20 protein-coding genes and 2 pseudogenes are annotated in these 22,279 nt (G+C 67.7%); 15 read left to right on the forward strand and 7 right to left on the reverse strand.

The window, feature by feature from the left end; all coding sequences use genetic code 11:
* Positions 1–2 precede the first annotated feature (2 nt).
* The 9 genes and pseudogenes from BLU62_RS29640 to BLU62_RS29685 all read left to right on the forward strand — a co-directional run.
* On the forward strand, positions 3–926 hold the full coding sequence (locus tag BLU62_RS29640) for a PfkB family carbohydrate kinase (protein WP_074854046.1): 924 nt from the start codon (positions 3–5) through the stop codon (positions 924–926).
* Positions 923–2,017 carry a ribose-phosphate diphosphokinase gene (locus tag BLU62_RS29645; RefSeq protein WP_244278437.1) on the forward strand — a complete coding sequence of 365 codons (1,095 nt, stop codon included), beginning with the start codon at positions 923–925 and terminating at the stop codon, positions 2,015–2,017. Before BLU62_RS29640 ends, BLU62_RS29645 begins: the two co-directional genes overlap by 4 nt.
* Positions 2,007–2,579 carry a flavin reductase family protein gene (locus BLU62_RS29650; RefSeq protein WP_099047937.1) on the forward strand — a complete coding sequence of 191 codons (573 nt, stop codon included), beginning with the start codon at positions 2,007–2,009 and terminating at the stop codon, positions 2,577–2,579. Before BLU62_RS29645 ends, BLU62_RS29650 begins: the two co-directional genes overlap by 11 nt.
* Positions 2,580–2,593: 14 nt before the next feature.
* On the forward strand, positions 2,594–2,923 hold the full coding sequence (locus BLU62_RS29655; RefSeq protein WP_074854048.1) for an NIPSNAP family protein: 330 nt from the start codon (positions 2,594–2,596) through the stop codon (positions 2,921–2,923).
* Entirely contained in the window at positions 2,920–3,168 is a 249-nt protein-coding gene (locus BLU62_RS29660; protein ID WP_074854049.1) for a hypothetical protein, read from the forward strand. The genes BLU62_RS29655 and BLU62_RS29660 overlap by 4 nt, the downstream gene beginning before the upstream one ends.
* Positions 3,169–3,227: 59 nt before the next feature.
* A complete protein-coding gene (locus BLU62_RS29665) occupies positions 3,228–4,682 on the forward strand; it encodes an NAD-dependent succinate-semialdehyde dehydrogenase (protein WP_074854050.1) in 1,455 nt (484 codons plus the stop codon).
* Positions 4,683–4,722: 40 nt separating this feature from the next.
* Positions 4,723–5,670 carry a nucleoside hydrolase gene (locus tag BLU62_RS29670; protein ID WP_074854051.1) on the forward strand — a complete coding sequence of 316 codons (948 nt, stop codon included), beginning with the start codon at positions 4,723–4,725 and terminating at the stop codon, positions 5,668–5,670.
* A gap of 167 nt (positions 5,671–5,837) precedes the next feature.
* A pseudogene (locus BLU62_RS29680) lies at positions 5,838–7,088 on the forward strand (IS3 family transposase).
* A gap of 64 nt (positions 7,089–7,152) precedes the next feature.
* Positions 7,153–7,436, forward strand: a pseudogene (locus BLU62_RS29685) (IS110 family transposase); the annotation flags it as partial.
* 115 nt (positions 7,437–7,551) lie between these two features.
* Here the strand turns inward: BLU62_RS29685 and BLU62_RS29690 are convergent.
* The 5 genes from BLU62_RS29690 to BLU62_RS29710 form a co-directional block, all read right to left on the reverse strand.
* Positions 7,552–8,541 carry an NAD-dependent epimerase/dehydratase family protein gene (locus BLU62_RS29690; RefSeq protein ID WP_074854052.1) on the reverse strand — a complete coding sequence of 330 codons (990 nt, stop codon included), beginning with the start codon at positions 8,539–8,541 and terminating at the stop codon, positions 7,552–7,554.
* Entirely contained in the window at positions 8,538–9,593 is a 1,056-nt protein-coding gene (locus tag BLU62_RS29695; RefSeq protein WP_074854053.1) for a phosphotransferase family protein, read from the reverse strand. Before BLU62_RS29695 ends, BLU62_RS29690 begins: the two co-directional genes overlap by 4 nt.
* Before the next feature lie 13 nt (positions 9,594–9,606).
* Positions 9,607–10,689, reverse strand: a complete 1,083-nt coding sequence (locus tag BLU62_RS29700; RefSeq protein WP_074854054.1) for a TIGR03857 family LLM class F420-dependent oxidoreductase — start codon at positions 10,687–10,689, stop codon at positions 9,607–9,609.
* Between the two features lie 18 nt (positions 10,690–10,707).
* Positions 10,708–12,306 carry a fatty-acid--CoA ligase FadD1 gene (gene fadD1, locus BLU62_RS29705; protein WP_074854055.1) on the reverse strand — a complete coding sequence of 533 codons (1,599 nt, stop codon included), beginning with the start codon at positions 12,304–12,306 and terminating at the stop codon, positions 10,708–10,710.
* Between the two features lie 113 nt (positions 12,307–12,419).
* Positions 12,420–12,881: a hypothetical protein gene (locus BLU62_RS29710; RefSeq protein ID WP_074854056.1), complete on the reverse strand. Its 462-nt coding sequence runs from the start codon at positions 12,879–12,881 to the stop codon at positions 12,420–12,422.
* A 101-nt stretch (positions 12,882–12,982) separates the two neighbouring features.
* Here BLU62_RS29710 and BLU62_RS29715 point away from each other — a divergent pair, with 101 nt between their 5' ends.
* From BLU62_RS29715 to BLU62_RS29735, 5 genes are all read left to right on the forward strand, one after another.
* A complete protein-coding gene (locus BLU62_RS29715) occupies positions 12,983–13,924 on the forward strand; it encodes a PaaI family thioesterase (RefSeq protein WP_074854057.1) in 942 nt (313 codons plus the stop codon).
* A 179-nt stretch (positions 13,925–14,103) separates the two neighbouring features.
* On the forward strand, positions 14,104–14,907 hold the full coding sequence (locus tag BLU62_RS29720) for a TIGR03084 family metal-binding protein (protein ID WP_074854058.1): 804 nt from the start codon (positions 14,104–14,106) through the stop codon (positions 14,905–14,907).
* A gap of 61 nt (positions 14,908–14,968) precedes the next feature.
* Positions 14,969–16,132 carry an acyl-CoA dehydrogenase family protein gene (locus BLU62_RS29725; protein WP_074854059.1) on the forward strand — a complete coding sequence of 388 codons (1,164 nt, stop codon included), beginning with the start codon at positions 14,969–14,971 and terminating at the stop codon, positions 16,130–16,132.
* Positions 16,133–16,175: 43 nt separating this feature from the next.
* Positions 16,176–17,348, forward strand: coding sequence for an acyl-CoA dehydrogenase family protein (locus BLU62_RS29730; protein ID WP_074854060.1), 1,173 nt, complete (start codon positions 16,176–16,178; stop codon positions 17,346–17,348).
* 13 nt (positions 17,349–17,361) lie between these two features.
* The gene (locus tag BLU62_RS29735) at positions 17,362–18,003 is read left to right on the forward strand and encodes a TetR/AcrR family transcriptional regulator (RefSeq protein ID WP_074854061.1); all 642 of its coding nucleotides are present in this window, start codon (positions 17,362–17,364) and stop codon (positions 18,001–18,003) included.
* Positions 18,004–18,297: 294 nt separating this feature from the next.
* Here BLU62_RS29735 and BLU62_RS29740 read toward each other — a convergent pair whose 3' ends face one another.
* The gene (locus BLU62_RS29740) at positions 18,298–18,912 is read right to left on the reverse strand and encodes a Pr6Pr family membrane protein (RefSeq protein WP_074854062.1); all 615 of its coding nucleotides are present in this window, start codon (positions 18,910–18,912) and stop codon (positions 18,298–18,300) included.
* Between the two features lie 112 nt (positions 18,913–19,024).
* Between BLU62_RS29740 and BLU62_RS29745 the strand changes: the two genes are divergently transcribed.
* Positions 19,025–21,112 carry an FUSC family protein gene (locus BLU62_RS29745; protein ID WP_074854331.1) on the forward strand — a complete coding sequence of 696 codons (2,088 nt, stop codon included), beginning with the start codon at positions 19,025–19,027 and terminating at the stop codon, positions 21,110–21,112.
* A 39-nt stretch (positions 21,113–21,151) separates the two neighbouring features.
* Here the strand turns inward: BLU62_RS29745 and BLU62_RS29750 are convergent, their stop codons facing one another.
* Complete coding sequence (locus BLU62_RS29750; protein ID WP_074854063.1) at positions 21,152–22,270, reverse strand: NDMA-dependent alcohol dehydrogenase; 1,119 nt, start codon at positions 22,268–22,270, stop codon at positions 21,152–21,154.
* Positions 22,271–22,279 lie beyond the last annotated feature (9 nt).

Genomic DNA, 22,279 nt, shown 5'->3' on the forward strand with positions numbered 1-22,279 from the left:
GCATGAGTAACGGAGTACTGGTGATCGGCGCCATCAACGTCGATCTCGTGGTGGGCGCCGATCGACTCCCCGCGCCGGGTGAGACGGTGGTGGGCCCGCGTCTCGACAGATTCGGGGGTGGCAAGGGCGCCAACGCCGCTGTCGCGGCCGCACGGATGGACGCGGGCGTTCGCTACTGCGGCGGGGTGGGGACCGACGACCTGGGACGCGAGGCGCTCGCCGAGCTGACGTCTCTCGGCATCGATGTGTCCGATGTCGCCGAGATCGATGACATCCCCACCGGGGCAGCACTGATCGTCGTGGACAGGGCGGGCGAGAACCAGATCGCGGTCGCAGCCGGCGCCAACTCGCACGTCGACCCGGCGGGTGTCCGGGCCGCCGTGGAACGGTCGGTCGGGTGGGCGGGCTGCGTGCTGGTAAGCACGGAGATATCCACGGCCGCGGTCCGCAGCGCGGTCGCGGCCGCGCGCGAACACGGGCTGCCCTGTGTACTCAACCCGGCACCTCTGCACGAGGATCTCGTCTCCGCGGTGCGCGCCGCGACGGTCCTGACGCCCAACGCCTCGGAACTCCGAGACCTGTGCGATGCGCTCTCGATTCCCCACATGGACGTCGACGACGCCGCCGCCCGGGTCGCCGACACAACCGGGGCGTGCGTCGCGGTCACGCGCGGTGCAGAGGGTGCGCTCATCGCTCGCCCGGACGGTGGGATCGAACGGATCCCGGCGCTCGCGGCGCCAGAGGTACGCGACACCACGGGCGCCGGCGACACGTTCAACGGTGTGCTCGCGGCGTCCCTGGCAGCAGGGAACACGCTCGACGAGGCATGTCGCCGCGCCGTCATCGCCGCTTCGCTGTCCGTGCGTCAGGTGGGAGCGCGGACTGGTATGCCGTCAGCGGAAGAGGTAGCGATAGCGCGAGTGTGACCGGCGTTGAACCACGGAACCCGCATATCGCGGGTAGAAACGTTTCTACCCGTCCGCTGACGAAATGGCCACTACGACAGAACATCTGGAAGGCATGCATGACCACCTCACTCCCGCTCGGCTATCAGAAGCAATTGATGATGTTCGCCGGACGCGCGAACCCCGCACTCGCGGCGTCGATCGCCGCCACGCTGCAGGTCGACCTGGGTCCGATCACCCTGAAGACCTTCTCCAATGGGGAGGTGTACTGCCGCTTCGACGAATCCGTCAGAGGTGCAGACGTATTCCTCATCCAACCGATGAGTGCCAATCCGGACGAAGGGCTCAACGCCAACGACGCGCTGCTGGAACTGCTGGTGATGGTCGATGCCGCCATCGGCGCGAGCGCACACCGGGTCGTCGCGGTCACCCCATGGTTCGGCTATTCCCGGCAGGACAAGAAGTCCGCTCCGCGAGAACCGATCTCGGCCCGTATGGTGGCTCGGATACTGGAGGCCGCCGGAGTGGACAGGGTGCTGACGATGGATCTCCATGCAGGTCAGCTCCAAGGCTTCTTCAGTGTTCCCGTCGACCACATGACTGCGCTGATGATGCTGGCCGATCACTTCGCCCGACTCGACGACGATCTCGTCGTGGTGGCGCCCGATGCGGGCCGAGTCAAGTTGAACAAGCAGTTTGCCACTCGCATCGGCGCGGGACTGGCCATCCTGGACAAAGAGCGCCCGCAGCAGCAGATCGCCCAGATATCCACTGTGATAGGCGATGTGCGCGGCAAGACAGCCATCGTCGTGGACGACATCATCGATACCGCCGGCACGCTGTGTGCTGCCGGCGAAGCCGTCGTCCGGGCCGGCAGCAATCGTGTGTTCGCCGCTGCCACCCATGGTGTGTTCAGCGGGCGCGCGTACGAGAATCTCGCCGACTCGCCGTTCGAGCGCGTCGTCGTCACCGACACCATCGCGTTGCGTCCCGATGCGCCGCCGGTGATCGACGTCATCTCGTGCGCACCGATGCTCGCCGACACGATTCGGCGCATCTTCGTCGATGACTCCGTCAGTGAGGTGTTCGGGGGCAAGAACCATGTGTTCTAAGGCGGCACCGGAGAACCGGGCGGCCGCGTCCGGGTCCACTCATCTCACCGGCGTGCACGATGCCGCGGGTGTGGTCGACGTCTCCGCGCTGCGCACCACGTTCGGGAAGTTCCCCAGCGGGGTGACGGCGGTGTGTGCGATCGACGGTGCCGGGCAACCGACCGGCATGGCGGTCAGCGCTTTCGTGAACGTGTCCCTGGAACCACCCCTGGTCGGCGTGTTCGTCCAGACCTCCTCGACGACCTGGCCCAAGTTGCGGACGCGGCCGCGCATCGGACTGTCCGTCCTGAGCGCCGACCAGCACACCGCATGCCGGCAACTGGCGTCCCGCACCGGCAACCGGTTCGCGGATCTGAGCTGGGACACCGGCGTGGAGGGCGCGATCTTCCTGCACGGAGCCAGCGCGTGGTTCGACTGTGAGGTCGAGTCCGAGTCGGTCACCGGTGACCACACCTTGGCCCTGCTGCGCATCATCGGCCACCGTGTGGCTGGACCCGAATCCCCACTGGTGTTCTACGAGAGCCGATTTCACGATCTCAGCGCGTCCGCGCGAGACAACTGACCGAAAGGACCCCCATGATCGTCGAGATTCGCGAGTACGTAGCCGTTCCCGGCCGCCTGCCGGCGATCGTCGACCTGTTCTCCAACCACACTGCGCGGATGTTCGAGCGATACGGCGTCGAACTGATCAGCGCCGGGCACACCGTGATCGGAGAGAACTCGTTCGGGGAGTTGGTCTACAGCCTCCGATTCAACGACCTCGCCGAACTTGATCTCAAGTGGGGGCAGGTCACCTCCGATCCCGAGTGGCAGGACGCGTTCGCCGCTGCGGAGCAGGACGGTCCGTTGATCGGGACGATGCGACGCCGGGTCATCGATGACACCCCGTTCCAGGCCAGACGATGATCGTCGAGATCAACGGCTGCCACGACGTCCAGCTGGTCTCCTCCGGGGACGGGGACGGGGACGGGGACGGGGCGGTGCAGATCGTCGCGCCCAAGACACTGCTGCCCTATCTTCCCGGGATAGTCGCGCTGAACGGTCTGGGGCGCGTCGCCGGCCACGTCGTCGAACTAGATGTCACCTGGACCGGATGGCCCGCAGGTGTCCCCACCCCGCCGACCGCGGTGATCACCACACGCTGCGACTGAGCACCCTCGCCGCTCGACGAATCGACTATGGGTGGCACCGTCACCCGAAAGGACCTCTGATGACCGACCCCGCGCTGCTGAGCGCCGTCCCCACCGGAATCTGGATAGGCGGCGCAGCCCGCGAGGCATCGAACGGCGGGCGGTTCGACGTCGTGAACCCGGCCACGGGCGACGTCCTGGCCACGGTCGCCGATGCGACCGTCGCCGACGCGACCGTCGCGCTCACCGCAGCCGTCGCGGTCCAGCCCTCCTGGGCGGTCACGCCACCGCGTGAGCGCGCCGAGATACTGCGCCGGGCGTGGGAGATCATCCGGGAACGGGCGGACGACTTCGCCGACCTCATCACCCTGGAGATGGGCAAGCCGTTGGCCGAGAGCCATGGCGAAGTCGCCTACGGCGGCGAGTTCCTGCGGTGGTTCGCCGAGGAGGCCGTCCGGATCGGCGGCCGGCTAACGGCCGCGCCGTCGGGGAACGGCCGCATCCTCGTCACCCGAGAACCCGTCGGACCGACGCTGGCGGTCACACCGTGGAACTTCCCGCTAGCCATGGGAACCCGCAAGATCGGTCCGGCCCTCGCCGCCGGTTGCACGATCATCGTGAAACCGGCGGAAGACACGCCTCTGACCATGTTGCTGCTCGCCCAGGTCTTCGCCGACGCCGGGCTCCCGGACGGGGTTCTGTCGGTGGTCCCGACCCGATCGGCGCCCGCGGTCGTCGGTGCGCTCATGACGGACCGGCGCCTCCGGAAGGTGTCCTTCACCGGATCGACCGCAGTGGGCAAGAAGCTCATCGCACAGTCTGCCGAGCAGGTGTTGCGGACCTCAATGGAGCTCGGCGGCAACGCGCCGTTCATCGTCTTCGACGACGCCGACATCGGAGCCGCGGTCGAAGGTGCGGTCGCCGCGAAGATGCGCAACGGAGGACAGGCGTGTACGGCCGCGAACAGGATCCTGGTCGACAATCGAATCCGGGACGAGTTCACCACAGCGCTGTGCGCCCGGATCGATGCGATCACCGTGGGCCCTGGCCACGACGACGGGGTCTCGCTCGGCCCTCTGATCAACGCGAGGCAGCGCGACGCAGTCTCGACCCTCGTCGACGAAGCGGTCGCAGCGGGAGCCCGTGTCTACACCGGGGGAGCAGCTGTCGACAGGCCGGGCTTCTTCTACCAGCCGACCCTCCTCGACGAGGTCCCTGCCGGATCGTCCATCTTGGACGAGGAGATCTTCGGCCCGGTGGCGGTGATCACCGGGTTCGACACCGAGACCGAGGCAATCGAGGCGGCGAACGGAACCGACCACGGCTTGGCCGCCTACTTCTACACCCGAGATCTCGACCGGGCCAGCCGAGTAGCTGCCGCCATCGAAGCCGGCATGGTGGGCGTGAACCGCGGGATGATCTCCGACCCAGCAGCTCCCTTCGGTGGCGTCAAACACTCGGGTCTGGGGAGCGAGGGCGGGAGCGAGGGCATCGACGAGTACCTCAACATCAAGTACATCGCGCTCACCTCGTGATGCGGTCGAGACACGCTCAGATGGCCACGGAGGGGATAAAATGATGTCCGACAGCGATTCCCGGGCCTTTTTCCTCGACTGCGACCCCGGTATCGACGATGCACTGGCCCTGGCGTACCTACTCGCGAGGCGTACTCCCATCGTCGGCGTGGGAAGCGTGGCGGGCAACGTTGACGCACGGCGGGGCGCCGCGAACGCTCGCCGGCTGCTGCGGTTGTTCGGCAGGCTCGACATCCCGGTATCTGTCGGACTTGAGGCGCCGGGCGACGACCACGCCGACGACGCCAACTCGTCATTTCACGGCCGCAACGGACTAGGGGGAGTGTCCCTACCCTCGGGTCCGGATGACGTCGGGGAGTCAACGACTCCCGACACGCTTCGTCGGCTGGCTCGCACCTACGGCGACCGACTGCACATCATCGCGACCGGACCACTCACCAACCTCGCGCACGTCCTGGCGAAAGAGCCCGACTTTGGACGCCGCGTGGGCGGCATGACCGTGATGGGCGGTGCGTTCTCCGTCCCCGGCAACGTGACCCCGTGGGCGGAGGCGAACATCGCGTCTGATCCCGCGGCGGCTGCGCACGTCGTCCAGTCGGACTGGAGTCGGCTCACGTTCGTGCCGATCGATCTGACATACACCCATCTGCTCAATCGGGAAGACCAGGCGGCCGTACGCGATCTCGACCGTCCGGAACTCGAAACCCTCTGTCGCATCGTCGACTTCTACTACGACGCCTACCAGGAGCGATTTCGCGGACAGCACATCCCACTCCACGACCCATTGGCCGCGGCTATCGCAGTCGAAGATGCACGTGTTGTTGCCGCCACAAGAGGAGAAGTGACCGTTCGCGTCGAGCACGGCGAACGCCGAGGGCAGACGACTGCGTCGCCCGACGCGGACGGGCGAGTCACAATCGTTTCAGCGGTGGACAGGCCGTGCGCGCAGATCCTAGTGGATACCTTCACAAGCTCCCGGCAACGTTGAGGGAGGTTAATTGGGTTCGACACGCGATAGCGTGACCCAGCCGCTTGGCCGCCCCCTGTCGGATGATGCCGGTGCCGCTACCTTCTTCAGAAGACCTAAGCCCTGTGACACATTGTGAACCGCCCCGGGTTTGTCGGAGGCTCTCGAACCTGTGAAGGATGGAGAGTATGGCAGCACCACGGAAGTACAGCGTTGAGCTGAAGGAGCGGGCGACGCGGATGGCGGTGGAAGCTCGCAAGGACCCGGCCACGCGGCCGGGGGCGCTCAAACGGATCGGCGATCAACTCGGTGTGCACCCGGAGGCGCTGCGCACCTGGGTCAAGCAGGCCGAGATCGATGGCGGCGTTCGACCGGGTACCACGACCAGCGAGGCTGAACGGATCGCGCAGCTAGAGCGCGAGAACCGTGAGCTGCGGCGGGCGAACGCGATCTTGAAGCAGGCCTCGGCTTTCTTTGCGGCGGAGATCGACCGCCCACAGCGCTGATCGTGGAGTTCGTCGCCACTCATCGTGGCGAACACGCCAGTCGATCCGATCTGCGCGGCCTTGCGCGATACGGCCGCCCAGATCGCTCCGTCCACGGTGCGAGCCCATCTGAGTTCTCGACGAGTCGAGGCGCCACGGGTGGTCGGTGACCGCGAGTTACTCGGCGAGATCCGCACCGTGCATGCCGACAATCTCGGCGTCTACGGCGCCCGCAAAGTTCATGCCGAACTACGCAGGAAGGGTATCGGCGTGGCCCGATGCACCGTCGAACGATTGATGAAAGCTGATGGGCTGCAGGGGATAACGAGGCTGAAGACACGGAAGACCACGCACAGCGAGGGGGCCGAAACTCCGCAGCCGGCAGATCGTGTCGAGCGGCAGTTCACCGCGGCGGCACCCAACGCGCTGTGGGTGGCCGACCTGACCTACATCCGCACCCACTCGGGGTGGGTGTATGCCGCGTTCATCCTTGATGTCTTCTCGAGGATGGTCGTGGGCTGGCAGGTCTCGACCACCATGCACACCGACCTCGCACTCGACGCCCTGGACATGGGGTTGTGGGCTCGCTCGCGTGCCGGCCAGGACGTGGCCGGGCTGATTCACCACTCCGACCGCGGAGTGCAGTATCGAGCGATCCGTTACACCGAACGCCTCGCCGAAGCCGACGCGGTGACTTCTGTTGGCTCTAAGGGCGATTCGTACGACAATGCGATGGCCGAGGCGTTCAACTCGCTGTTCAAGGCCGAATGCATCCGCAACCCAATCATGCGCCCTCGAGGTGGTTGGGGTGGTGTCGGTGAGGTCGAGATCGCCGTCGCCGAGTACATCGATTGGTTCAATCACCGCCGCCTGCACGGCGAGATCGGACACATCCCACCCGTCGAGTACGAGACCGACCTACTGGTCGACCCACACAGTCACCAGCTACCGTGAAAACCCCGGTCCCGGCAACCACTGGAACCAACTAACCGAGCCTCCAGCAAACCCGGGGCGATTCACACCGCGAACCATCGCGTCGGGCAAAGGTCACGTCGTATTGGCCCGTCATATCCGCAACACCCGACTCAACGATGCTGCCATGGCGATGGCGCAAAGCGCGTGACCGGCAGTCCCGGCGCCCGCGCCTACTACGACAACCTCAGAGCCCAGAAGAAGACCCACACCCAAGCCCAACGCGCGTTGGCCAACCGGCTCATCGGCATCCTTCACGGCTGCCTCACCCACCGCACTCTCTACGACGAACACACCGCCTGGGGCCACCGCATCAACCTCGCCGCTTGACACCTTGCACCCTTGGGATGTCTTCGAGGCTCGTCGCTATCGCTCCTCGCACCTCAGGCGGCGGAGGCGTCAGGCTCGTCGCTATCGCTCCTCGCACCTCAGGCGGCGGAGGGCGTCAGGGGCGGCGCGCGGCCCGACGCTCCACCCAGAACCTCGCGCCTTCGGCGATGGCCTCGGTCACCGGGCGCGGCGTCCAGCCCAGGTCGCGTTCGGCCTTGCCGTGGTCCATCTCGGACATGAAGAACATGAGCTTCACCGACGGCACGGTCAGCTGGACGGGCTCGCGGGTGATCGTCGCGCGTGCTGAGCCGACCGCACCGACGGCATACAGCGCCGCGCGGTCGAGGGCGAGCCGCGGTGGTTGCCGTCCGGCCTCGCGGGCTGCTATCTCGGTGATCTCGCTCATGTCGATGGACCGGTCGGACACGATGTAGCGCTCGCCGGCCCGGCCGCGTTCCCCGGCCAGTATCAGGGCGCGGGCCGCGTCGTCGATGCCGACCGACTCGGCGCACCAGCCGCGGATGGTGAACGGCAACTTACCCAGCGCAGCACCGGCGACGAAGGATCCATGCGGCGTCGGCTGCCAGTCACCGGGACCGTAGGTGTTGGCGACGCACATCGAGACGCCCGGCACCGAACCCTCGCGGGCACGAGCCAGAAGGAGGTCCTCCGCCGCGACGCGACTCTTCACATAGTCGGGCGCGCCCGACCAGTTGAACGCGTCGTCCTCGGTGGCGCGACGATCCTTCACCCGTCCGATGGTGGCGGCAGTGCTGGTGAACACGAACTTGCGCAACGGCTGACCGGCGGCGACGTCGAGCACCGCCCGCAATCCCTCGACGTTGGTGCGGTACAGCGGCGCCGGATCCCGCAGCCAGGCACGGGTGTCGACGGCGCAGTGGAACACGACGTCGCAGCCCTCCATCGCCGTACAGACCGAGCCGGCGTCGAAGAGATCGCCGATGGCATGGTCGAAGTCGAGGCCGGCCAGAGTGCGGAGGTCGCTGGTCGCACGGGTGAGGACGCGGACGTGCTCCCCGTTCTCGACGAGTTGGCGAACCAGTCGGGACCCAAGGAACCCGTTGCCGCCGATGACGAGCTTCAACGTCCCCCCAGCCCGCCCGGCACGAGGTCGTCGATCGCGGCCGCGCTGCGGGACAGCATCGCGTCGAACATGGCGGTGCCGCGCTCGGTCGGTTGTGCGGCGGCCGAACCGAAGACGATGATCAGCGGCGCCTGGATGAGGTTGGCGACGTAGTCGGTCCAGCATTCGTCGAGCGTGTAGCCGGTGACTCCCTCGGTGACCAGCGCACGGTGATAGGACGCGACGATGCCGCGCTCGTGCTTCCGCCGGTCCTCGGTGGTCAGGCTGGTGCTGAGCAGAAAAGCGATGTCGCGCAGGGGGTTGCCGGTGGTGATCGTCTGCCAGTCGATCACCGTCACGTCACCCGCGGGCCCGAACAGCACATTGTCCACGCGCAGATCGCCGTGGATCAGCGCGGCGTTGCGCAACGGGGCGACGAGCCAGTCACCGGCCTCCCGCACCAGCCAGTCGATCGCCGCGGAACTCGCCGTATCGGGGGAGAAACGGTCGCGATAGACGTCGGCCATCGGCGCGAGAATCGACTCCATCATCTCGCGTTCCGGGACCCCGGGCAGCGGCATCTCCTCGAGCAGAGCGGCGTCGTTCCACCGTGGTGCGTGCAGACCGGCGGCGGCCACCGCGACCGACTCCGCTTGCGCCGGAGTGCATCCGGTGATCTGATCGCCCTGCACCGCCTCGCCCATGTCCTCGAGGAGCAGGACGAACTCGGTGCCGGCATCGGAGATGGTCGCGGCGAAGCATCGTGGCATCGGGACGGTGAAGCCGGCGGCCAGGTCGCGGTAGAAGCGCACCTCGTTGCGGAACACGCCGGAGCCGAACTCCCGTTGCTCGGGGCCGCCGGTGGCCAGCTTCGCGACCATGGTGGCCGGCAGGTCCGTCGGCGACCCGTGGTCGAGTGTCAGCCGGTACGACCCCGCCATCTGTCCCGTTCCCACGGCTTCCGCGGCGACCGACACGATCGACGTGTCGTGACCGTTCTCCCCGAGGAAGGCGGTCAGCCAGGCGGGCGTGAGTTGGTCCACGCTCGTGGGTATCTCGATGGTCTCTGTCATGTGGACCTCACCGTCACGAGGGCATCCTTCCGGGATTGACCGGCAGCCCGGCCGCGCGGTCGGGGCGTATGTCGCGATACGCCTCGACAACCGGAGCGAGCTCGGTGGGCGTCGCTCCGTGCAGGATCACCGAGTCGACGCCCAGATCGAACTGCTCGGCGACGGTCTTCGCGCAGTCGGACGGTGAACCGGTGGCGGAGTCGGCGACCCAGGCCTCCGGGATGGTGTCGGCCAGCTCGCCGAGTTCGTCAGCGGTGGCGGTGGCGTCGATCGGGCCGCGGGCCCCGGTGAACGCCGCGGTGGCGCGGACTCGTTCGAGATCGGTGGGGTCCCACTGGTTGGCGCCCATGAGCTGATCCGGATAGCCCTGCAGGTAGGTCGCGAGGCGGCCGTACAGCCTGCGCAGCCGGTCGGTGGGGTCCAGGTCGTCGGAGAGGGTGGCCACGACCGACCAGATCCGGATCGACGCGGGGTCGCGGCCCGCGCGCTCGGCCGCACTGCGCACGTGAGCGACCGCCCGCCGGGTGGCGTCGGCGCTGAAGTACGTGTGCAGGACGACCCCGTCGGCGATCTCACCGGCCAGTTCGAGCGTTCTGCGGCTCATCGTCACGAGCAGGATCGGTGGTGGGGGATCGAGCGTCACCCCGAGATTGAGCAACGGATAGGAACCGGCGGGCCCGTCGTGCCCGATGACCATCTCACCCGCCCACAGCTTGCGGAGGAGGCCGGTGATGTCACGCAGGGCCGCGCCGGTGACGAGCGGGACGCCGAGGATCTGCCACTGAGGGGTGATCCCACGACCGAGTCCCAGAGCGAAACGGCCGCCGGAGACCTCGGCGAGGGTCGCCCCCATGGTCGCGGTGACGATGGGGTGCCGCGTGTTGTGGTTGGTTGCGGCCGTGGCGATCCCGAGGTTCTCCGTCGCACCGGCGAGAGCGCCGCACAGTGCGGCGGCGTCCTTGACGTTGAAGCGTTCCGAGACGAACGCCGTCCCGAGTCCGCTCTCGTCGGCGAACCGGGCCTCGGCGGCGAGTTCGCGTGGGGTGACCGGGTGCCGGGACAGCGCGTAGTAACCGAGTTCGGTGAGTTGATCCATGGTCTCGTGCGTTCTCGCCTACGGGGAGCCGGTGCCCGCGCCGACGGCCTCGCCGTAGGTCTGCGACCGTGGCTCCCGTACCCACAGGGTTCCGTGGCCCGCGGTCGCGCCCTCCTGCTTCAGGGTGCGCTTGAGGATCTTGTTGGTGGCGGTCGTCGGCAGGTCGTCGGCGATCCGTACGTACCTCGGCCAGGCCTTCGGCGACAGATCCGCCTGGGCCGCAAGCTGTTCGGCGAACGACTCCGGCGTCAGCACCGCGTCGTCCTGAAGCACCGCGGCAGCCATCACGGCATCCCCGACGTGCTCGTCGGGCACCGCGTACACGGCGACGCGGTTGATCTCGGGGATCCGCAGCAGGATGCGTTCGATGGGGCCGGCGGCGAGGTTCTCGCCATCGACGCGCAACCAGTCGCCGGTGCGCCCGGCCAGGTAGATCCAGCCCTCGGAGTCCTTGTAGGCGAGGTCGCCCGACCAGTACATCCCGTGGCGCAGGCGCTCGTTGGTGGCGTCGGAGTCGTTGTAGTACCCCATGAACATTCCGCCGCCCTCGATGTTCACCAGTTCACCGATGGCCTCGTCGGAGTTGAGGAGCGCCCCGTTCTCGTCGAATTCGGCTGCGGGACATTCGCTGACGGTCGACGAGTTGTACACCGCGACGTTCGGGAAGCCCCGGCCGATGGAGCCGTGCGGGGTACCGGGTTCGCGGGTGATGATGATCGCGAGCTCGGTGGAACCGAAGCCGTCCCAGACCGTGCAGCCGAAGCGTCGTGAGAACTCGTCGATGTCGCGGTCGGTGGCCTCGTTGCCGAAGGCGACCCGCAGGGGATTGTCGGCGTCGTCGGGCTTCTCCTCGGTGGCGAGGATGTAGGCGAGCGGCTTGCCGACGTAGTTCATGTACGTCGCCTTGTAGCGCCGGATGTCCTCGAGGAAGGTCGACGCGGAGAACTTCGCCGGGGCGATCGCGGCGCCACCGCACAGTGCGACACAGTACCCGCCCATCAGTGCGGCACTGTGGAAAAGTGGCATCGAGAGGTAGCAGACGTCGCCGGGCCCGATGTCGTACTTGTCCACGAGGACCGGTCCGGCGAACGGGATCATCAAGTGCGCGAACTGAACAGGCTTGGGGTTGCCGCTGGTGCCCGAGGTGAAGATCAGCATGAAGGTGTCCATGGCCCCCGGTACCGAATGCGGGGTCAGCTCGCCTGCGCCGGCGATGAGGTCGGCCCACTGCGTTGTCGAGGTGTCCAGGACGGTGACGCCACTCAGGTCCAGCCCCTCGAGGAGGGGGCGGTGTTCGGCGTCGGTGATCAGGATCTGGCAGTCCGCGCGCAGGATGTCGGCGGCCAGCCCCTCCCCGCGTCGGGTGTTGTTGATGCCGGCGGTGACATAGCCGCCGAGAGCCCCCGCGGCGAGGGCGATGAGCATGTCCGGGGTGTTCCCCAGCAGAGTGCCGATGTGCATCGGGCGGGTGGCGTCGGCCACCGATAGCACTGCGGCGGCGGTCTTCTCCGCGTCGCGGATGTACTCGCGCCACGTCCACCGGCTGCCCTCGTAGGTGATTGCCAGGTTGTCGTCGTCGGCGCGTTCCTGAAGGAGCTGGGTGACTGTCTCGGCCATGCGGCCAAATCTAGAACGTGTTCACCCGGTCCGTGTACAGATCTGAAATATTGTCTACTCGCATGCCTGTCGGGGGCGCCGAAGCGTCCCCGACAGGGGTCGTGCGTGTGCTCCTAGCGGGTGAAAGAGCCGCTACCGGGCACGACGGTGAAGGTCTGGTCGTTCTTGCCGATGATCGTGGTGGTGAACTCGACGGACCCGGCGCCGGTGGCGATGGCGACGCCGTCCGACGGGCGGCCGTCGGTGCATGCGGCGAAGACGTCGCTGCCGGTGCTCCCGGTGGACTTGTTCGTCCAGGAGATGCCGACGCGCGCGTCCTTGAGATTCGTCGAGCAGGACTCCGTCGGGGTGGTGTTCAACGAGACCTGGGTGACCCCGGGTTCGGTCGCGGATGCGAGGATCGAGGCAACGAAACCTCCGGTGACACCGTTCGACCCGACGGTGATGCCGGCGTTCGGGATCTGTTCGACGTTCAGAGCCTGCTCACCCGGCGCGGCCTGCGCGGTCGCAGCGCCCAGGGTCAGTGCGCCGGCTGCTGCAGCGGCTCCGAGTCCGGCAATAATCTTGCGGCCCATGTGTATCTCCCGTCACTTCGGACACTTTGGACACAGACTACGGGAGTGACGTTGGACTCCTCAAGGTGAGGTCGGCGGCACTCTGCTGATACAGAAGACACATGAGCGATCCGCAGCACGCTGTGTCACCGAACCCTGGCCCGCACGACCCACTGTCCGCATTCCATCTCGGCGATCTCGCCGTGGAGGGCAAGGGTGTGCGCGCCGCCCAGCTGCTGTGTTCGCAGTTCGCCGATCACCGCGGGCTGATCGAGTTGCCCGCGCTCGCCGTTCTCTTCGACCACTGCGGCGGCATCCCGTTCCATCGGGTCCACGAAGATCCGGCGGCTGCCACCCTGCAGGCACGCTTGTCGCTGTCGACGCACGGCCGCGCGCGGCTCGGCGACATGCTCGCGGCGCGGGCCGAAGTCGTGATGCACGACGACGGCTGGGGTTCGACCAGCGTCGAGATCCGCACCGGCGCAGGACAACTGTGTTGTGTCGGAACCGCGCGCAACGTGCGGGTCGGACGCGCCCCGACCGGGCAGACCCCGTCCGCGGAGATCGGGATGGCGACACCCCGATGCGCCGACGACCATGGTGTGACCCTCCCGGCCGCGATCCCCGCAGGGTTGACCGGACGTGAGGTCGTGGGGGAGATCGCGACGAAGCAGCGCGACGCCGGTCCGCTCGTCGAGATGCTGAACGGCACGATCGAGGTGCTCGACGGGGCCACCGACCGGGACGCCGGCATCCGCTTCCGCAGCGCCACCGACCCCTGGATGGGCAACATGTTCGGCACCATGCACGGCGGCGTCATCGCCACGATCGTCGGCCAGGCGGGTTCCTTCGCCGGACACCTGCATACCGGACCGGGGCAGGAGTACTCGATCGGCGACATGGCGATCGGCTTCTACCGGTCACCCGCGGTCGACGGCGGCGAGGTCACCGTCGAGGTGACACCGATCAAGACCGGGCGTCGTATCTCCTCCTTCGAGGCCACCATGACCTCCTACGACGACGTCCTGCTGAGCCGCGCGACGCTCGACGTCCACTACCACTGACGGTCGTCGGGGCGCTGCCCGAAACCCGCCCCTGAAGTGCGCCCTGTGTGGCGGGGTCGCTGCTGACATACCGTCACCCCCTCCAGGGGGCGCACAGCAGAGGCGGCTTCCGGCGTCGCGGACCAAAGAAACAATCAAGCGCGCTTGATTCTTCTGGGCAGGTGTGTGAGGCTGATCGCATGACCGATCGAGCAGCGGCCGTGTACGGCGTCGTGGCAGATCTCGAAGCCGAGTCGGACCAGCTCGACGCGCTGGTCGCCGGCCTCGACGACGCCGGATGGGCGACGCCGACGCCCGCCCCGGGGTGGACCATCGCCCACCAGATCGCGCACCTGGCCTGGACCGACGAGGTCGCGGCCATCGCGGCCACCGATCCCGACCGGTTCACCGACCTCGTCACCGAGGCCCTGCAGAACAATCCCGAGACCTATGTCGACGATGCCGCCGAGGCCGGGGCGGGTGCCCCGATCGACGAGATCCTCGCCGGCTGGCGCCTCGCTCGCGCCCGGCTCGCGGATGCCCTGCGCGAAGTGCCCCAGGGCGTGAAGATCCCGTGGTTCGGCCCGCCCATGTCGGCGGCGTCGATGGCGACCGCGCGACTGATGGAGACCTGGGCACACGGCCTCGACGTCGCCGACGCCCTCGGTGTGACGATGCTGCCGAGCGACCGGATTCGGCACGTCGCCCACATCGGTGTGCGCACACGCGATTTCGCCTACATCGTCAACGGCAAGACCCCGCCGGCCGAACCGTTCCGCCATGCGCTGACCTCGCCGTCGGGGGAGCTGTGGACCTGGGGACCCGGCGACGCGTCGAACGTCGTGAGCGGTTCGGCGCTCGACTTCTGCCAACTCGTGACCCAGCGTCGCAACCTCGCCGACCTCGACCTCGAGATCGTCGGCGACGACGCACACGAGTGGTCCGGCATCGCACAGTGTTTCGCCGGTCCGCCCGGTGCCGGCCGAGAGCCGCGCGGGGCCTGAACCGCCGCCGGCTCACCTTCAGAACCACCAATCAACCGCAGTCACAACCAAGGAGTCTCGGGTGCCCATTGTCAGCCCCAACGTCTGGGATACGCCGGAACGTCTCCAACTTCGTTCGATGGTCCGGAAGTTCGTCGAGAAGCACGTTCTGCCCTTTCAGGACGACTGGGAGCGCGACGGACTGATCCCGCGTGAACTGCACCTCGAGGCCGCCAAGCTCGGCCTGTTCGGCCTCGGAATCCCCGAGGAGGTCGGCGGTTCCGGCGGCGACATCATCGACACGACGATCCTCGCCGAGGAACTGCACTACGCCGGTGCGGCGGGCGGCATCTTCTCCGGCCTCTTCACCCACGGGATCGCCCTGCCGCACCTCATCGCGGCCGGCGACCCGGAGCAGATCGACCGCTGGGTTCGCCCGACCCTGGCCGGCGAGAAGATCGGCAGCCTCGCGATCACCGAACCCGGCGGCGGCAGCGACGTCGGCCACCTCACCACCAAGGTCGAGCGCGACGGCGACGTCTTCATCGTCAACGGCTCCAAGACCTACATCACCTCGGCCGTCCGGGCGGACTTCGTCGTCGCGGCCGTGCGCACCGGCGGGCCCGGCGCCGGCGGTGTGTCGCTGCTCGTCATCGAGAAGGACACCCCCGGATTCACCGTGACCCGCAAGCTCGACAAGATGGGCTGGCGCTGCTCGGACACCGCCGAGCTGGCCTTCGTCGATGCGCGTGTCCCGGTCAAGAACCTCGTCGGTCCGGAGAACTCCGGATTCGCCCAGATCGCCATGGCCTTCGTGACCGAGCGGTCCGGCCTCGCGGTGCAGGCCTATGCCAGCGCCCAGCGGTGCCTCGACCTCACGGTGCAGTGGGCCCGTGATCGCGAGACCTTCGGCAAGCCGATCATCGCGCGGCAGTCGGTGCAGGACACCCTCATCGAGATGGCGCGTCGTATCGATGTCGCCCGCACCTACACGCGCGCCGTCGTGGAGCGGAAGGTCACCTCTCACGACGACCTGATCGCCGAGGTGTGTTTCGCCAAGAACACCGCCGTCGAGGCGGGAGAATGGGTGGCCAACAAGGCCGTACAGCTCCACGGCGGCCTCGGTTACATGACCGGCACCGAGGTCGAGCGGCAGTACCGCGACATGCGCATCATCGGCATCGGCGGCGGCACCACCGAGATCCTCAACGGCCTCGCCGCGAAGCGACTCGGCTACCACGCCTGATCCGGCCGGCCGGCAGAATCCGAACCAACAAGGGAGTGAAGCGATGACAGCTCTGGACAACCCGTTCGTGGAAACACCCGAGCGCGCCGACCTGCGTGACGCGGTCGCCGGGCTGGCCGCGAAATACGGTCAGGAGTACTTCCGGGAATGCGCCCGTGAAGGACGCAAGACCGACGAACTCTGGCAGGAGGCGGGCAAACTCGGCTTCATCGGCGTCAACCTCCCTGAGGAGTACGGTGGCGGCGGTGCCGGCATGTACGAGCTCGCGATCGTCATGGAGGAGATCGCCGCCTCCGGTACCGGGCTGCTGATGCTGGTGGTCTCACCGGCCATCTGCGGCAACGTGATCGCCCGCTTCGGCACCGACGAGCAGAAGCAGCGGTGGCTGCCCGGCCTCGCCGACGGCTCCATCACGATGGCGTTCGGCATCACCGAACCCGACGCCGGGTCGAACTCGCACAACATCACCACCACCGCCCGTCGTGACGGCTCGGACTGGCTGCTGTCCGGGCAGAAGGTCTACATCTCCGGCGTCGACCAGGCCCAGGCGGTCCTGATCGTCGCGCGTACCGAGGACGCCAAGACCGGCAAGCTCAAGCCGGCGCTGTTCATCGTGCCGACCGACGCGGAGAACTTCTCCTACACCATGATCGACATGGAGCTGCAGAACCCGGAGAAGCAGTTCCAGCTGTTCCTCGACGACGTCCGGCTGCCCGCCGACGCGCTCGTCGGTGACGAGGACGCGGCCCTCAGCCAGCTGTTCGCCGGGCTGAACCCGGAACGGATCATGGCCGCGGCGTCGGCTGTCGGCATGGGACGGTTCGCACTCGACAAGGCGGTCTCCTACGTCAAGGAGCGCACGGTGTGGAAGACGCCGATCGGCGCACACCAGGCCATCGCGCATCCGCTGGCGCAGGGCAAGATCGAGCTCGAGATGGCCAAGCTCATGATGCAGAAGGCCGCGACGATGTACGACGCCGGCGACGACTGGGGTGCCGCCGAGCCGGCGAACATGGCGAAGTACGCCGCGGCCGAGGCCGCCGTGAAGATCGTCGACCAGGCCGTGCACTCGATGGGCGGCAACGGATTGACCTCCGAATACGGTATGGCGCCGATGCTGAGCCTCGTCCGCATCGCCCGTGTCGCACCGGTCAGTCGGGAGATGATCCTCAACTTCGTGGCGCAGGCCAGCCTGGGCCTCCCGAAGTCGTACTGAGGCAAGGCCGAAGATGTCCACGCGTGTGTCGTCGAATCGTCGTGAACCTCAGCAGGAACGCTCGCGCCTGACGCGTGAACGCCTGCTGCGGTCGACGATCGACGCACTCGCGGCGGACGGTTGGGCGGCCGCCACCGTCGCCGCGGTCGCCGAACGTGCCGGCGTGTCGCGAGGCGCTGCGCAACACCACTTCCCGACGCGAGAAGCACTCATCACCGCCGCGCTCGAGCAGGTCTTCGACGACCTTACGACCGCGGCCGACAGCAAGTTCGGGGCGTCGGCCGCCCCGGGCGAGCCGATCACCGCGCCACGCGTGCTGGCAGCGGTCCAGCGCGTGGTCGACGTCTACACCGGAACGGAATTCAAGGCGGCACTGCAGGTGTGGGCCGCCGCGGCGTCGGACCCCGCGCTGCGCACGCTGATCCTGCCGCTCGAGGCGAAGTTCGCGCGGGCCGCTCATCAGCGCACGATGGCGGCGATGGGTGTCTCGCCGGATGACGAGAAGGGACATCGTCTCGTCCAGGCGACACTCGACTTCGCCCGCGGTCTCGGTCTGGCCGACACCCTGTCGGATGACTCGGCACGCCGAGCGCAGGTCGTCGACACCTGGTGCGAGCAGCTCGCGGTGTCGCTCGGGGTCGACGGGGCGGCCTGACTCCAAGCGTCGGGACGTCGTCGCACCGGATCCCCGACTGCCGAACCTCAACTCGACCGGCAGACGTCGATCGACGTCTGCGGGTCGGGTTGACGTCGACCGGTGGTTGGGTGGGCGACGGTGTCTCACCGGGCCTTCGAGGCTCGTCGACTTCGATGCGCTCCTTCGTCGCTTACTCAGCCCGGCGGCTTGCGCTCCTCGCACCTCAGGCAGCAGACCTGGGTGCGTCGCGCTCTTTCGGATCGACCATCGGAGCTGGGTGCGTCGCGCTCTTTCGGACCAGGCGGCGGGGGATCAGGCCGGGACCGCGTCCCGCGACCTACCTCGGGTCCCGACCCAGTAGACGCCGAAGGACATGAGCGTCATGCCGACGAACACGACCACCAGCGACATGGTCATCGAGACATAGCCCTGCTCGCGCGGGTCGAGGAACGGGTACGGGTACCAGTCGACGATGGGTCCGCGGATGAGTGAGTACACGCCGTACACCAGCGGGATGGCCAGCCAGGTCAGCCAGCTGCGTTCGGGAAGTCGCTTGGCGCGCACCAGGGCCCAGTCCACCAGCATCACCAGCGGGATGATGCGGTGGAGTACGTCGTTCACCCAGCTGTAGGTGACGTCCACGTCGACCCCGCTGAGCAGCAGCGCGTAGACGATGCCGGTGATCACCATGCAGGTGGTCACGGCTCCGCGGACCCACTCCCACGCCGGCCCGGTGGGGGCGAGTAGTCCGCCGACGAGCAGCACGACCGCGGCCGCGATGTTGCTGAGCACCGTGAAGTAGCCGAAGAAGTTCCACAGGGTGAAGTCTGGGTCGTCGAGGCGGACCATCACCTGATAGATGAGGGCCCAGGTGCCAAGCGCCGCGAACGCGATACGGAGTACACGGATCCACCAGGTCGCAGTCACAGGGTGATTCAAGCACCCCCGCTCGAGTAGGCGTGTGCGACCGCATCGGAGCGGCACGAACATGCTGCTGCGACGCCGGGCGTACCCGTCCGGCGATGAGATGATTCCGGGCATGGCGCCGCCCTTCGCACTGACCGCTCTGCTCACGACGCGTGACCCTGGAGCGGCCCGCTTGCGCAAGGCCGCGCGCGGTGCGTCGGCGATGGCCATCGGTGCGCTGGTGGTCCTCGCGATCCGGTCCGTGGTCAGCATCCCGGTCGCGGCCGAACTGTCTGCCGGGTTCCTGTCGCTGTGGGCGACGGTCGGTGCGGTCAAGGACACGACCGCGCGGGCCCGGATCGTCACGACCGTCGCGCTGCTCGTCCCCGGCTTCGCGGCGGCACTCCTCGCGTGCCTGCTGCATCCGTGGCCGGTCGCGCGGGCGATCGCCTTCGTCGCGATCGCCGGTCTCGCCGCCTGGACGACGCGCTACGGGCCACGGGGGAGTGCGCTCGGCTTCTTCGGGTTCTTCGCGTTCTTCTTCGCCGTCGTGATGGAGGCGGACCTGCACACGTTGCCGGTCCTGTGCGGTCTGGTCGTCATCGCGGTGGCGAGCGCACTCTTCGTGCGGCTGGTGCTGGTCCCCGATCGACCGGGTGGGGAACTGGTCCGACTCCTACGAAGCGTGCAGGTCTGCGCCGACGACCTGCTTCGGGTCGCAAGCGAACCGGAAACCGGGCCGCGGCGGGTGGTGGCATCGGTCACCCGACTGTCGGCGGCGACGAGTGCGGTCGCCGCGTGGCAGAAGAACTACGACGCCGCGCGCTACACGGACGTGGATGACACCACGCTGTCGCGCCGGGTCTCGATGCTGCACCTGTCGGGTGAACAGGCAGCCTTCCTGGTGGCCGAGAACCGTGCGGGTCCCGCCGTCGCACAGGCGGTGTCACATGTCCGCGGTGCGCTGAGGTCATCGTCGGACGCGGCCGCCCCGACCCTCGCCGGACCGGACCCGGACCCGACGATCGCGACGCTACGCGTCGTCGTGTCGGCGACCGCCGATCTGCGCGCGATCGCCGTCCGGCGCCGCGGGACATCCACGGGGGCGACCGCCACTGGGGCGAGAACCGCCTCGACGACCCCGACGCCCGCGGAGAAGACACCGCGGCCCGACACCACTCGATTCGCACTCCAGGTCATGGTCGCCTGCTCGTTGGCCCTCGCCGTCGGCGAGGTCATCTCGGCGAGCCGCTGGTACTGGGCGGTGCTCAGCGCCTTCATGGTCTTCAACGGGATGGCCACGCGCGGAGCCATTCTCACCAAGGCCGTCAAACGAGTGCAGGGAACCGCGGTCGGACTCGTGATCGGCGTCGCCGCCGTGCTGATCATCGGTGAACACCCCGCGGTGCAGTACGCGATCGTGGTCTGCGCGGTCTTCTTCGCCTTCTACTTCGGGGCGATCTCCTACACCTGGACGATCCTCTTCATCACGATCGTCCTCACCAACAGCTACGACCTGCTCGGTGTCCTGAACCGCCACGTCCTCGAGTGGCGCATCGAGGAGACGCTGTGTGGTGCCCTGGTCGGCGCGGCCGCGGCCTTCCTCATCCTGAGCACGCCGACCTCACCCGTCCTCGACACCAAGCTCCGGACGTACTTCGACGCGCTCGTCGACCTGGCCGCCGTCGCCCTCCGCAGAGGCGAGAACCGGCCGGGACAAACCGATTCCGACGCGGCCCTGGCCTCCGTCCGAGTGCTCGACGGCGCCGAGGCCGCGATGCTCGACGCCGCGGCCTCCGCGGTCTTCTCCCTCAGCAGGTTCCATCGATCGACGCTGCGTCGTCTGCGGCCGCATCTCCACGAGACGACACGCGAGGCGAGGGGACTCGCCTGGTCGGCGATCGCCCTGACGCGGCCGGGCGGCGCTGCGGCCGAAGCCCGAGTCGATCCGGACATCGAGCAGGATCTCGTCGAGGAGCTCCGGGGCGCCGCCGACGCGACGGTGTCGGCGATCGAACACGGCGGCGCCGCGGCATCGACGACCGGGAAGTCGACGACCGGGGAGGTGGAGGTCGAGTACAGCGTCCGGGGAGCGGAGCCCGCCGAGTACTCACCTGCTCGGCAGGCCCGTCGACTCATCGCATCGGTGCAGTACATGCGGTCGGCGATCGCCGGGCCCGTCCGGCCGGCTCGTGCAGACGAACAGCTCGCCGGTGACTGAGACCTGCCGGCGAGCTGTTCGGGTCTTCTGTCTACCGGCTCACTCGCCGTGGATGATGACCCCGCGCAGGTTCTTTCCGTCGCGGAGGTCCTGGTAGCCCTCGTTGACCTGGTCGAGGGTGTAGGTGGTGGTGATCAGCTCGTCGAGCTTGAGCTGGCCCTGGTCGTAGAGACGCAACAGTTTGACGATGTCGTACTGCGGGTTGGCCGAGCCGAACAGGCTGCCCTTGATCGTCTTCTGGTTGAGCGTCAGGTCGGTGCCCGACACGTGCACGGTGAGCTTGGCGGGATCGGCGAGACCGGTGATGACCACCGTGCCGCCCTTGCCGATCACAGCCGTCGCGTTCGACACCACCTGCTCGTCGACCGTGCCCACCAGGATGAGCGCCTGATCGGCGCCCTGACCCCACGTCAGTTCGTTGACCTTCGCGGCGGCTTCCTCGGGATCTGCAAACGCATGCGTCGCACCGAATTTCAGTGCTGCGTCGCGCTTCATGTCGACCGGGTCGACGACCACGACGAACTTGGCGCCCGCCGACACCGCACCCTGCACCGCGTTGATACCGAGGCCGCCGATGCCGTAGATGACCACGGTGTCACCGGGGCGTACCCCGCCGGCGTACACCGAGGTGCCCCAGCCCGACGGCACGCCGCATCCGACGAGGACCGCCTTGTCCAGCGGTAGCCAGTCGTCGACCTTCACCACCGAGTGCTGCGAGATGGTGGCCCGTTCGGAGAACGTGCCCAGCATGCACATGGCGCCGAAATCGTCCTTGCCGGAATGGAACCGGAAGGTACCGTCGGGCATCGAGCCCTCGAGGATGGTTGCGCCCATGTCGCACAGGTTCTGTCGGCCCGTCGAGCAGTAACGACAGGTGCCGCAGTTGGGGATGAAGCTGCACACCACGTGGTCGCCCGGCTTCACCTTGGTCACACCGGGGCCGACGGCCTCGATGATGCCGGAGCCTTCGTGACCACCCACGATCGGGTACCGCGGCGGCAGATCGCCGTCGGTGAGGTGGAGGTCGGAGTGGCACAGTCCGGCGGCGGTGTACTTGATCAGGACTTCGCCCTCGCGCGGTTCGTCCAGGTCCAGTTCGACGATCTCGAAGGGCTTTCCGGGCGCGGTGAGAACGGCGGCCTTGGTGGTGAGTGTCATGGCGTGCTC

Origin of the sequence: Gordonia westfalica, from assembly GCF_900105725.1 — a bacterium.
Taxonomy (GTDB): Bacteria; Actinomycetota; Actinomycetes; order Mycobacteriales; family Mycobacteriaceae; genus Gordonia; species Gordonia westfalica.